12 protein-coding genes are annotated in these 12,441 nt (G+C 65.3%); 6 read left to right on the top strand and 6 right to left on the bottom strand.

Going from position 1 to position 12,441, the window contains the following annotated elements; genetic code table 11:
- Positions 1–23: 23 nt before the first annotated feature.
- The 3 genes from AABE10_RS16655 to AABE10_RS16645 form a co-directional block, all read right to left on the bottom strand.
- Entirely contained in the window at positions 24–950 is a 927-nt protein-coding gene (locus tag AABE10_RS16655) for an NAD(P)-dependent methylenetetrahydromethanopterin dehydrogenase (protein ID WP_342934360.1), read from the bottom strand.
- 135 nt (positions 951–1,085) lie between these two features.
- On the bottom strand, positions 1,086–2,159 hold the full coding sequence (locus AABE10_RS16650; protein ID WP_342934359.1) for a beta-ribofuranosylaminobenzene 5'-phosphate synthase family protein: 1,074 nt from the start codon (positions 2,157–2,159) through the stop codon (positions 1,086–1,088).
- A 436-nt stretch (positions 2,160–2,595) separates the two neighbouring features.
- Positions 2,596–2,982: a 4a-hydroxytetrahydrobiopterin dehydratase gene (locus AABE10_RS16645; protein ID WP_342934358.1), complete on the bottom strand. Its 387-nt coding sequence runs from the start codon at positions 2,980–2,982 to the stop codon at positions 2,596–2,598.
- A gap of 399 nt (positions 2,983–3,381) precedes the next feature.
- Between AABE10_RS16645 and AABE10_RS16640 the strand changes: the two genes are divergently transcribed.
- From AABE10_RS16640 to AABE10_RS16620, 5 genes are all read left to right on the top strand, one after another.
- Complete coding sequence (locus AABE10_RS16640) at positions 3,382–5,199, top strand: methanol/ethanol family PQQ-dependent dehydrogenase (protein WP_342934357.1); 1,818 nt, start codon at positions 3,382–3,384, stop codon at positions 5,197–5,199.
- Positions 5,200–5,432: 233 nt separating this feature from the next.
- The gene (locus tag AABE10_RS16635; RefSeq protein ID WP_342934356.1) at positions 5,433–5,870 is read left to right on the top strand and encodes a c-type cytochrome; all 438 of its coding nucleotides are present in this window, start codon (positions 5,433–5,435) and stop codon (positions 5,868–5,870) included.
- An 89-nt stretch (positions 5,871–5,959) separates the two neighbouring features.
- Positions 5,960–6,874: a substrate-binding domain-containing protein gene (locus AABE10_RS16630; RefSeq protein ID WP_342934355.1), complete on the top strand. Its 915-nt coding sequence runs from the start codon at positions 5,960–5,962 to the stop codon at positions 6,872–6,874.
- The gene (locus tag AABE10_RS16625) at positions 6,871–7,719 is read left to right on the top strand and encodes a hypothetical protein (protein ID WP_342934354.1); all 849 of its coding nucleotides are present in this window, start codon (positions 6,871–6,873) and stop codon (positions 7,717–7,719) included. Before AABE10_RS16630 ends, AABE10_RS16625 begins: the two co-directional genes overlap by 4 nt.
- 84 nt (positions 7,720–7,803) lie before the next feature.
- Positions 7,804–8,805 carry a LysR family transcriptional regulator gene (locus AABE10_RS16620; protein WP_342934353.1) on the top strand — a complete coding sequence of 334 codons (1,002 nt, stop codon included), beginning with the start codon at positions 7,804–7,806 and terminating at the stop codon, positions 8,803–8,805.
- Between the two features lie 158 nt (positions 8,806–8,963).
- On the opposite strand, the gene AABE10_RS16615 is transcribed toward AABE10_RS16620, so the two are convergent.
- From AABE10_RS16615 to AABE10_RS16605, 3 genes are all read right to left on the bottom strand, one after another.
- Positions 8,964–9,308, bottom strand: coding sequence for a hypothetical protein (locus tag AABE10_RS16615; RefSeq protein WP_342934352.1), 345 nt, complete (start codon positions 9,306–9,308; stop codon positions 8,964–8,966).
- A 273-nt stretch (positions 9,309–9,581) separates the two neighbouring features.
- Complete coding sequence (locus tag AABE10_RS16610) at positions 9,582–10,253, bottom strand: DUF5074 domain-containing protein (protein WP_342934351.1); 672 nt, start codon at positions 10,251–10,253, stop codon at positions 9,582–9,584.
- A 72-nt stretch (positions 10,254–10,325) separates the two neighbouring features.
- Positions 10,326–11,546 (bottom strand): helix-turn-helix domain-containing protein, encoded by a 1,221-nt coding sequence (locus AABE10_RS16605; protein ID WP_342934350.1) that lies wholly within the window; start codon positions 11,544–11,546, stop codon positions 10,326–10,328.
- A 129-nt stretch (positions 11,547–11,675) separates the two neighbouring features.
- Here AABE10_RS16605 and AABE10_RS16600 point away from each other — a divergent pair, with 129 nt between their 5' ends.
- Complete coding sequence (locus AABE10_RS16600) at positions 11,676–12,440, top strand: DUF899 domain-containing protein (protein WP_342934349.1); 765 nt, start codon at positions 11,676–11,678, stop codon at positions 12,438–12,440.
- The last annotated feature ends 1 nt before the right edge of the window (position 12,441 follow it).

Below are 12,441 nucleotides of genomic sequence, written 5' to 3'. Positions count from 1 at the left end.
ACATCGCTTCGTTCCTCCGCGCGCTAGCTACGCTCGGCGACGACGGCGCGCGCTTCGTCGAACGCTTCCGTGAAGCCCAGATAGGCGGGCTTGCCGGCCGTGCGCATCCGGGTGAACAGGCGATGCTCGACCTGGTACTTCACGTTGCCGATCGCGAGCGCGCCGATGCCGATCGCGTCCGGCCGCGCGGCGCCCGCAAGCGGCTTGCCGTCGTCCATCACGTTCACGCCCGCGATGCCCTCGGGCGGCACCGCGTTGACGTCGGCGGCGACGAGCAGGCGCTGCGCGTGTGAGAGATCGGCTGCGCTCACGACCTGCACGCCCGCCGTCGCCGTCGCGAAGACGATATCGGCGCGTGCGAGCGCGGCATGCAGTGTATCGGGCGTGCTCGTGCCGACGCCCGTCGTCTTGATGCCGAAGCGTTCGTCGACGTCCTCGCTCGCGCGTTCGGCGCGCGCCGCGTCGGAATGGCTCGCAATGGCGACATGCGCGCCGAGCGTCGCCGCGATGGTCGCCGTGATTCGTCCGACGGCGCCCGTGCCGCCGAGTATCAGCACCTGCTTGTCCTTCAGTTCTTCGCCGTACTGCGCCTTCAGATGACATTCGACGAGCGCGACGAGCGCCGCCGACGTCGTATACGCGCCGCTCGGATCGGCGAACACGGAGACTTCGAACGGCGGCACCATTGCTTCGCGCGCGCGGTCGAGCATGTCGGCGGCGAGCATCACGTCGCGTCCGCCGATGAAGATGCCCGTGCGCGACACGCCTTTCGGGCCGCGCGAGAAGATCGCGTCCTGCGTCAGCTGCACGACGTTGCGCACGTCGACTTCGCAATACGGCACGAGGATCTCGTAACCGGCATCGGCGGCCATGTTGACGTCGAACGGACTCATCTGCGGCGTCGGCGTGAACATGTGCAGGATGTAAGGCCTTTCAGTGGCTGTGGACATGGCGTGGGCTCATTTGGGGGTAGTCGGTAGCGGGGCGTGCGCGGCCCGTCGGGACACGCAGATTCGATCCGGCGGCGGGAGCGGCGATTCGGACTGAACGGGCTGATCCCCGTTGATGGGCGCTCATCGGGCGTCTCATCGAACGTCGATGCCGAAGTGCGGCTGCTGGACGGCATAGAAACGCGCGCCGTAATTGCGCCCGCGCGTGACCGAGCACACGATGCCCGGAAACGCGCGCGTCGCCGCGCGCGCGGCAGCGAGCGCTTCGTCGGCGCGCTGCGCGCTTTGCACGAACGCGAAGCCCGTCGGTCCCCACGAGCTTTGTCCGATGCCCGCCGTCTGGTTCGCGCCGATTGCCTGCAACGCGGCCGCGACGGCGGGACTCGAATACACGCCGCCTTGCACAGGCGCGAAGTATTCGCCGATCGACTGCTGGATCGCGCTGACGCCCGCCGCGAACGAATCGAAATCGCCTTGCGCCATGCCGGGCAGCACGCGCATCAGCAACTGGTGGCACACGTGCGTGGCGAACTCCTGCGGGAATGGCGGCAACGCGGCGAGGCCGCGCCGCTCGTCTTCGCCGTGCAGGCCTTCGCGAGTGGTGTCGTCGATCAGCACGATGCGCCAGTCGTCGGGAAAGGGCTGGCGCGCGAGCAGCGGCGGCAGCATCGCGGCGCGCGACGCCGACGATCCCGCATGCGCGCCGCTGCGGGGTGCCGCGCGGCCTGGGCCGCCATCGACGATCAGCCCGCCGTGATCGAAGCCGAGCACGCCGATTCCAGAGCGCGCGCCGCGTCCGAGCCGTTGCGCGAGTTCTGCGCTCGTCGCGTCGATGCCCGCGAGACGCGCATACGCCGTGGCAACCGCGAGCGCCAGTTGCGTGCCCGAGCCGACGCCGCAATGGGCGCGCGCGGCCTGTTCCACTGCGATGGAAACGGGCGGCCCGCCGTATGTGTCGTGCAACAGCGCCAGATAGCGCTCGATGCGCTCGCGCTGCGCGGGCGTGGGCTCGCCTTCGATCAGCCGGTCGTCGGCGTGCCGCGCGGTGACGCGCGTGCAGCATCCTTCGATCACGACGCCGACGCTGCCGAACGCGCGTCCGAGCGACGCGCCCGGATCGAGAAAGCCCATGTGCAGGCGGCCTGGCGCTTCGACGGTGATCGCGGAGAGGGCTGGCAAGGCCGACGTGCGTTCGGATGACATCCGCATGCGAAAGCTTCCTTGTCGAATGGGTGTGCGTGGGGCGGCCAGACGAGCCGGGGCGTTCCCATCGTCAGGCAAGAGCCGTACCACTCGGGATGGCGCGACGATCGGCGCGGGCCTCGACGCCTTCCGGCAGCCCGGCGCGGCGATATGGTGGCGATCTGGCGCCCACAGCGCGGCAACATCGCAACGGCATTGCGCGGGCGAGCGACGTGCTCGCAGCGACATCGCGTGTCGAATGCGATACAGCGCTGACACAGCAGCGATACAGCAGCGATACAGCTGCGTTACAGCCGCGTTTCACAAGCCCGCGACGCGGCGCGTCGCTGCATGATCGCCAAGGCGTGTCACACGCGGCTCGCCGCACACATCAGCGTTGCGCTTCATGCGCGTGGCGGCGGGATCGCGCGCGCCGTTCCCGCCGCATCGACGCTTTGATGCTTCAAGTCTTCGGCGCGTCGTACTTGATATAGCGGAAACGCTGATCGTCCGATGGCGTGCCTTCGAGCGGACCGCCTTCCTTGCCCGGCTGCCACTGGATCACTTCCTCGATCTTCCGGGCGAGCGTGAAGTCCTTGTCCGTGATGCCCTTTGCCGAATGGGTTTTCAGCTTCACGATGACGAACGCATATGACACCGTCAGATCCGGGTGATGCCACGCGGCCTCGGCGAGATGGCCGACCGTGTTGACCACCATCAGCGTGCCTTTCCAGCTTTCCGTGCGGTACTTGCGCCGCAGCCAGCCGTCTTCCAGATACCAGTGCTGCAACGGGCCTTCGAGCCTCTTCTGGATTTCCTCGTCGGAATACACCTGTTCGCTTTGCGTCATGGCGGGCCTCCGCTCGTGTTATGTGATGGATCGCGCATATGGAAGCTTAGTGCCGATGGCGATTCGGTGCCGGTCTCCGTTTCTCAGAGTAGAGCTGCATTGCAATCGGCTGACGGGCACCCCCGCCGCGCCGTCGATTGTTTGCGTATCTGACACAGTATGTCTCGCCGTCGCTTTCGAAGCGGAACACGTTGACGCCACAGCGCCACGTGGCGGCGTGCGACAGGCGTGCGGTCACGACCGGCATGGAATATGCGATCCGCCGTCATACGCATGAGTCGGGCAATGGACCCGGCCCGGCACAAGGCGTTACCTGCATCCAGAGGCGCGGCTGGAGCGACCCGGTAGCGTGTCATCGGTAACTGGACGGTTTAACCAGTACATCATTCTGGAGGAGACATGAACGTACGCACCCTGGTTCTCGGACTGGCGGTGTTCGTTGCGACGGCGCTGAACTCGTTCCTGGCTTATGCCGATCCGCAACTGGACTCGCTGCTCAAGAACCCCTCGAATTGGGCGTCGCAGGCAGGTGACTATGCGAATCACCGGTACAGCCCGCTCAAGCAGATCAACGAAAGCAATGTCGGCAAACTCCAGGTCGCCTGGACGATGTCGACGGGTGTGCTGCGCGGTCACGAAGGCTCGCCTCTCGTGATCGGCGACACGATGTATATCCACTCGCCGTTCCCCAACAAGGTCATCGCGATCAGCCTGAAGGATCAGACCTTCCTGTGGCAGTACGAGCCGAAGCAGGACACGGCCGTGATCTCCGTGATGTGCTGCGATACCGTCAACCGCGGGCTCGCATACGGCGACGGCAAGATCTTCCTGCAACAGGCGGATACGACGCTCGTCGCGCTGAACGCGAAGACGGGCGACGTCGTCTGGAAAGCGCAGAACGGCAATCCGAAGGCGGGTGAAACCAACACCAACGCGCCGCACGTATTCGGCGACAAGGTGCTGACGGGCATCTCCGGCGGCGAGTTCGGCGTGCGCGGGCGTCTGATCGCCTACGACATCAAGACGGGCAAGCAGGCATGGATCGCCTACAGCACGGGTCCCGACAACGAGATGCTTCTCGATCCCCAGGAGACGATGACCTGGGCCGACGGCAAGCTTCAGCCGGTAGGCGCGGACTCGTCGATCAAGAGCTGGAAGGGCGATCAGTGGAAGCTCGGCGGCGGCACCACGTGGGGCTGGTACGCGTGGGATCCGAAGCTGAATCTCGTCTACTACGGCACGGGCAATCCGGGCACGTGGAATCCGACGCAGCGTCCCGGCGACAACAAGTGGTCGATGTCGATCTTCGCGCGCGACCTGAATACGGGCAAGGCGAAGTGGGTCTATCAGATGACGCCGCACGACGAGTGGGACTATGACGGCGTCAACGAAATGATCCTCGCGGATATCGCCGTGAACGGCAAGAAGACGCCCGCGATCGTGCACTTCGACCGCAACGGCTTCGGCTACACGCTCAATCGCGAGACGGGCGAGCTGCTGGTTGCGCAGAAGTACGACCCGGCCGTGAACTGGGCCGATAGCGTCGACGTGAAGAGCGGTCTGCCGATTCGCAACGCCACTTACTCGACGCAGAAAGCGGGCCCCGATCACAACGTGAAGGGCATCTGTCCGGCCGCGCTGGGTTCGAAGGACGAGCAGCCGGCGGCATTCGATCCGTCGTCGAGTCTGTTCCTCGTGCCGACGAATCACGTGTGCATGGACTATGAGCCGTTCGACGTCGATTACGTGTCGGGACAACCCTATGTCGGTGCAACGCTGTCGATGTATCCCGGTCCTAACGAAAACGGCGCAATGGGCAATTTCATCGCGTGGGATGCGTCGAAAGGCAAGATCGTCTGGTCGAAGCCGGAACGGTTCTCCGTGTGGTCGGGCGCGCTGGCGACGGCGGGCGGCATCGTCTTCTACGGCACGCTGGAAGGCTACATCAAGGCAGTGCGGATCAAGGACGGCAAGGAGCTGTGGAAGTTCAAGACACCGTCGGGAATCATCGGCAACGTGTTCACGTATCAGTACCAGGGCAAGCAGTACATCGGCGTGTATTCGGGTATCGGCGGCTGGGCGGGCATCGGCATGGCAGCCGGCCTGCAGAAGTCGACGGAAGGCCTGGGCGCTGTCGGTGGCTACCGCGAACTGGCGAAGTACACGGCGCTCGGCGGCACGCTGTTCGTGTTCGCCATTCCGGGCGAGAAGGGCTGATGAGGGCTGACCAGGGCTGACCCTGAAGCAGTTCCGCCGCAGCAGTTTCGCAGCAGCAGTGACGTAGCCGAAGACGCCCGCATGGGTCTTCGGCTCCGATCAAGACTCGAGGCGGCGCCGGCGGCGCGTCGATCGCAGACGCGCCGCACGGCGGCGATCTCGGAGCCGAATAGCAGGTTCAATCGAAAACGCGCAACGACGTTGCGTGAGACCAGAGTTAGGGAGACGAACGCATGAAAGGCCGTGTTGCGCTGTCGCTTGCAGGTACGTTGCTGGGATTGGGCGCATTACCTGTCGTTATGACCAATAGCTGGGGGCAGTCGTCGGGCGCGCCTCAGGTCCAGCAGGTCGCCTACAAGGTCGTCGATGGCGACAAGGTCGACAACAATACCCTGTTGGGCTGGAAAACATGGCGCGCGCTTGCCTGCGAGCGCTGTCATGGCGCGAAGCAGGAGGGCCTCGTAGGCCCGTCGCTGATCGATGCGTTCAAGACGCTCGACAAGAACGAATTTCACCGTACCGTATTCGGCGGACGTGTCGACAAGGGCATGCCCGACTTCAGTTCGAGCACGATGATGCGGAAGAACTGGGAAAACCTCTACGCGTACCTGAAGGGCCGCTCCGACGGCAAGATCAAACCGGGCGATCTGCAGGCGATCGATGCAAAATGAGCTTCACGACGTCGTGTGATTTCTTCGTGACGCGCTTACGTGAGTGACCGTATGCCGAGCATCGCATGACGCAAACCCGGGAGACCTTTATGTCCGATCGCAGACGTTTAGCCGTCCATGTTGCCTGTGCCATGCTGACGGTATGCTGGGCCTGTGCCGGTGGGCCAGCCGCTCGCGCGCAGGGTGCGCCCGCGCCGAATCTGCCGAACAACGACGGCGCCGACAACGTATTGCGCGTGTGCGCCGATCCGAACAACATGCCGCTCTCGAACGAGAAAGGCGAGGGCTACGAAAACAAGATCGCGGCCGCGATGGCCAAAGACTTCGGCTACAAGCTCGAATACACGTATTTTCCGCAGCGCATGGGCTTCGTGCGGCATACGCTGCGCGAGAAGCTGCCCAATACCGAGCAGTTCAGATGCGACCTCGTGATCGGCGTGCCGCACGGCTATGACATGACGGCGACCACGCGGCCCTGGCTGCACTCGACGTATGCGATGGTGTTCCAGAAACGCCCCGAGTTCGCGAACATCAACACGCCAACCGATCTGCTGAAGCTGCCGCCCGACCAGCTGAAGAAGTTGAAGCTCGGCATCTTCACGCGGACGCCTGCCGTCGACTGGCTGCTGTCGAACAACCTGATGGACCAGGCTGTGTCGTATCGCGCGCAAAGCGGCGACCCGAACGCATTTCCCGGCGAGATGATCCAGCGCGATCTGGCGCAGGGCAATGTCGACGTGGTGTTCGTCTGGGGGCCGATTGCAGGCTACTTCGCGAAGCAGGCGAGCGATCGCGTGAAGCTCGTGCCGTTCCCGCCGCAGCCGGGCATCCGCTTCGACTATGAAATCTCGATGGGCGTGCGCAACGGCGAGAAGGCATGGCACGACAAGATCGACCAGTGGATCGCCACGCATCAGGGCAACATCGACCAGATCCTGACCAGCTACGACGTGCCGCTGCTGCCGCTGGCGAGCGCGCCCGTCGCAACGGACTCGCCGAAATGACGCGCAAGCCGGCACGATGCGCACGCGTTCTTGCGCGTGCGCTTGCCGTGCGCGGCGCTGTTGCGACGGCGTCGATGACGGCGGTTGCGGCGTCCCTCGGCGTGTCGATGGCTGCGTCCGTGGCCGTGTCGATGGTTGCGTCGGTAGCTGTGCCCCAGGCCGCGTTCGCCGCCGATACCACACCCATCGCGCCCGCCGAAAAGCTGCTGTTTCTCACGCCGCACCTGCACGGCGTCGCGTCGCAGACGGAGCTCGACTATTCGCTCGTCCTGTCGGCGCCGCCCGAGAAGTCGACGGACCGCGTTCGCGTGCTCGTCGCGAGCGACGACAACGCGAAGAGCGACGCGACCGTCAGCGATGCGCACGGCAAGGCGGCGTTGCCCGGCGATCTGCCGTGCAACCCGATCATTCTGTATTTTCTCGAACGCGACATCGCGGAGATGGAGCAGTCGACGGGCGGGCAGCGTCGCTACTTCCAGCAGCGCGTGCGGCTCGCGCTCGCAGCGGGGCCGCCCGTCACCGATGTGACGGCGCAGGTCGACGGCAAGCCGGTGAAGGCGCGCAAGATCGTGATTCAGCCATATCTGAACGATCCGAATGCGGAGCGTTTTCCGAAGTACACGAGCAAGCGCTACACGTTCATCCTCGCCGATGGCGTGCCTGGCGGCGTGTCGTTGCTGCTCACCGAGGTGCCCGGCGACAACGGCGATTTCGCGCATCCCGTGAAGACGGAATCGGTGAGCTATGAGACGTCGGTGCGCAAGCTGTCGCCGCCCGCGCACGGCGCGCCTTCGACACCGAATACACCGAAGACACCCTCCAATGCGCCGCGTGCGAGCCGCTGATTGTCGCTGAACCTGGCTGGACGCTGCGTGACATGACGGGCGGCGTGCTCGCTGCCCGTCGAAACGCGTTTGGGAAAACGCATCATGAATCTGATCCGCTCGCTGACGCTCAGGCAACTGCAGATCTTCGTGATCGCAAGCCGTCTGCCGAGCTTCGCGCGCGCGGCGGAAGAACTGCATCTGACGCAGCCCGCTGTGTCGATGCAGATCCGGCAACTGGAAGAGGCGATCGGCATGCCGCTGTTCGAGCGCATCGCGCGGCGGCTGACGCTGACGGAAGCAGGCGAGCGTCTGTCGCATCACGCGAGCCGCATTCTCGGCGAGATCAAGGACGCCGAGGATACGATGTCCTCGCTCGCGCAGGCCGACAGCGGCACGATCGCGGTGAGCATCGTGAGTTCGGCGACCTACTTCGCGCCGAAGCTGCTGGCGCTGTATTCGAAGCAGTTTCCGAAGGTCGACGTGCATTTTTCGGTCGGCAATCGCGAGACGCTGCTGAGACTGTTGCAGGACAACGCAACCGATCTCGCGATCATGGGCCGCCCGCCGCCGGAACTGGGCACGACGGCCGAGCCGCTTGCGTACCATCCGCATGTGATCATCGCGCCCATTACGCATCCGTTGCGTCACGCGCGTCGCTTCGATCTTCAGGAACTGGCTGGCGATACATTTCTGCTGCGCGAGCCGGGTTCGGGCACGCGCGCCGTTGCCGAACATACGTTCCGGCAGCATCTGTTCACGCCGGCGCGCTGCGTGACGCTCGGCAGCAACGAGACGATCAAGCAGGCCGTGATGGCGGGCATGGGCGTGAGCCTCATTTCACTGCATACGCTCGCGCTCGAACTCCGCACGGGCGAGATCGCGCTGCTCGACGTGAACGGCACGCCCGTCGAGCGCACGTGGCAGATCGTGCATCTGAGTTCGAAGCAACTGTCGCCGACGTGCGTGATGTTTCGGCGCTTTCTGCTCGAACATGCGGAGCCGTTTCTCGAGCAGGAGTATGCGAAGTTGATGCAGCCGCTGTCGTCGGTGACTGCGCAGCGGGCGCGCAGTGCGAAGCGGGTGGAGAAGGTGGAGCGGGGATGATCTCAGAGTTGAAATCGGGCTCGGCCTCGGTCTCGCCCTCGACTGCGCGGACGCAAGCTTGAGCAGCAAGCGAAGCCGATCAGGTTTGCCGTGGGGCATCAGCCATCATCGGCGGCCGAAGCGGAACGGCCGCCGTATGACACCTGTGTCACGTCGCGCTACGTGCGTGTCGCCGTGCGTCCCGTCGCCGTACGTTTGCCGCGATTGACGTGCTCGCCGATGCGGGTTTGCGAGTGAATGCTCGCGCGATCGGCGGCCCGGTCTTGCCCCATGTCGCGGTCGGCCGCGACGTGACCGTTGGTATTGGCGAGCCCCTTGGCGCTCATGTGGCTCGCCGACATGCCGCCCGCGTGGCCCATTCCGGCTCCGACGCCGGCGCCGTGGCCGCCGCCATTGCCTCCGCCGTTACCACCACCATTGCCCCCGCCCTGCGCAAATGCAGGCAAGGACGCGCAGGCCAGAAAAAACACCGCAGCGGCGACGGCCGTTTTCGATCGAATCATTGCTGTCTCCCTGATGCCGTTTCGGATGCAACGGATTGTATGAGCGGCCGTCAGGTGTGGGTGTGGCGAATGTGTAATCGTCTGTAAATGCCGTATCGAGGCTGTTGTGTGGAGGTCTGGATGTCTTGCTCGCGACAGGGAGCGTCCGCTTTGCGGAACGTTACAACGCGCTGCGCGAGTGCGGGGCGGCTCCATACGCTTGCATGACCTGATAAAAGCCTGACGCAAAGAACAGAGAGGTCCTCATTTAGTTCGACGCGTGCCACACCCACTTCACCCCCTCGCCGTGCCGGCCGTCTCCCCAGCATCGCTCTCCCTCTTCGGCCGCCGGACGGCACGCAATTTCCCGCTTTTCCCACCGCCGCAGAAAAACCGATCGGCGCCATCGGATTCCAGCCCCGACACCATCACCCCTTCCGGCATCTCGACCATTTCGAGCACTTCGCCCGTACGCGGATCGACGTGCCGCAAATCGCTCTCGTCGCCTTCCCATGTGCCGTGCCACAGTTCTCCATCGACCCATGTCACGCCCGTGACAAAGCGGTTCGATTCGATGGTGCGAAGAATCGCGCCCGTCTGCGGATCGACCTGTTGGATCTTCCGCTCGCGATACTGCCCGACCCACAGCGATCCCTCCGCCCACGCGAGCCCCGAGTTGCTGCCCGCGGGCGCGGGGATCGTCGCGAGCACGCGGCCCGTCTGCGGATCGATCTTCTGGATGCCGTCGTCGGCGATCTGAAACAGGTGCTGGCCGTCGAACGCCGTTCCCGCGTCCGCGTCGACGCCGATCGAGCGCGTCGTCTTTCCGCTTTCGGGGTCCAGTTCCTGTAGCGTGTGGCCGGTGGCGAACCAGACATTCTGGCCGTCATACGTAACGCCATGCACGCTGTCGATGCCCGGAAAGGGTCCATATTCACGCACGATTTCAGCGGCTGATCGATTCATGCTGCCATCCTGATCGGTGAAGAAGCGAAAGTGGTCGGTGAAGGTGGTCGGTGAAGAGTCGAGCCTTTCATCCTAATCGATGGGGAGCGGCGTGGGGAGTAACAACGCCGTCGCGAATCCGGGCATCGGCGGCATCATCCAGCGACGCGCGCGTCCGCGCCCGAACGACTGCACCTTGCCGGCTGCCGCAAGCGAATCGAGCGCGCGCTGCACCGTGCGCTGGCTCGCGCCGAGCGCAAGCGCTAGCGCCGAGCTCGACCACGATTCGCCATCGGCGAGAAAGGCGAGCATCGCCGCGTGTTCCTCTTCGACGGGCCGCGCCAGCACGACGACTTCGGGCGCGCGCCGAGGCACGAGTGCAAAGCCGCGCCGCGTCGCCGTGACGTCGGCAAGCGCGCCGAGCATCGTCCGCAGCCGTCCCATCTCGACGCGCAGGCGCGCGCGATGCGACTCGTCGGCGTGCTTCATCCGGAATGCGCGGGCAATGAGCGCGTCGCGCGGCACGTCGGCAGGCCACGCTTCGGCGAGCACGCGAGCGAGATTGAACAGCACGGGACGCGTCGCGAGCGCGACGACGCTGCCTGCGTCGCGCACGACGTTCCTGCATGCATCGACGACGAGCGCCTTCGACGCCATCAGCGCTTCCACGTCGTCGAGCAGCAGGAGCCGCTCTTCGCCGCGCGTAATCAGCCGCGCAGCCGGCGAGTCCAGCAGACGCGCCGCGCTTTCGACCTCGGCCGTGAGCCCCGGAATGCCCGCGTGACGCGCGGCGCGGCCGGCGCGGACGAGTGCGGCGCGTGCCGTCTGCGTGCGCAGCCGGCGCATCGCGATGCCGGCCACGATCAGCTCATGCGCGGCACTCGATGCGGGCGGGAAGGGCGCGGGATCGAATCCGTCGAGCAGGCGCTCGGCCTCGTCGAGACGGCCGATCAGCAGCAAGCGCCTGACTTCCAGATAGCGCGCATGCGCGGCGTTCAGATGGTCGCCGTGTGCTTCGAGCGTCGCGCGCGCGGCGTCGAGCGTCTTCGCGGGCCAGCCGAGGTCGCGCGAAGCGAGCGCGATTTCGGCCTCGGCGACGATGCATCGCGCGCGGGCGACGGCCTCCTTGGGACCGAAGGCGCGCGCCGCGCTTCGCACGAGCGCCTTCGCGCGAACCAGATCGCCGAGCTGCGCCATCGCGATGCCGCGCAGCGCGAGCGCGGGCGCGTCGTCGCGCAACGCGACGCGATTCAGCGCGCCGAGGGGATCACCTGCCGCGAGCGCGCGCGCCGCAGCGGCGATGAGTGAGTCCATCCGAATCCCGTCACATTTGTCACTCCCATCCATCCGATGGGCCGTCCTAATCTAGCACACGTCGATTCACGAACACGCCGCATCGGCGAAGCATCGATCGGCGCACGACATCCAACGGAGGAACCCACGATGACCACGCATGCAACAGGAACACGCCAGCAATGGCTGGCTGCACGGCTCGAACTGCTGGAAGCGGAAAAGGCGCTGACGCGGCGCAGCGACGAACTGGCGCGGCAACGTCAGGCGCTGCCCTGGGTCCGCGTCGACAAGGCGTACACGTTCGACACGGATGAAGGGCGCGCCACGCTCGCGGACCTGTTCAAAGGACGCTCGCAACTGATCGTCTATCACTTCATGTTCGGGCCGGACTATACGGCGGGCTGCCCGTCGTGCTCGTCGATCGCGGATGGCTTCAACGGCTTTGCAATCCATCTGGCGAACCACGATGTGATGCTGACGGCCGTTTCCCGTGCGCCACTCGCCAGGCTGCACGCGTACCGGGAGCGGATGGGCTGGACGTTTCCGTGGGCATCGACGAGCGGCAGCGACTTCAACTTCGACTTCAACGTGTCGTTCACCGAGGAGCAGCAGCACGCCGGCGACGTCGAGTACAACTTCGAGCGCGGCGGGCACGCGATGGACGTCGAGCCTGCGCCGGAACCCGTCGTCCAGTTCGCGGCCACGTGCGGCATCGACGCGCCGACTTACTCGCGCGACCGGCCGGGCATGAGCACGTTCGTCATCGAGGATGGCGTCGTGTATCACGCGTATTCGACGTATGCGCGCGGTCTCGACGCTCTGTGGGGCGTCTACCAGTGGCTCGATCGCGCGCCGAGAGGGCGCGACGAGCAGGGCATCTGGTGGCGCCGTCACGACGAATACGCGCGGCGCTAAG

It is taken from the genome of Paraburkholderia diazotrophica, assembly GCF_038900755.1.
Classification (GTDB): domain Bacteria; phylum Pseudomonadota; class Gammaproteobacteria; order Burkholderiales; family Burkholderiaceae; genus Paraburkholderia; species Paraburkholderia diazotrophica_A.
The sequence above is the reverse complement of the archived record's forward strand: the minus strand, read 5'-3'. Positions and strand labels throughout refer to the sequence as shown.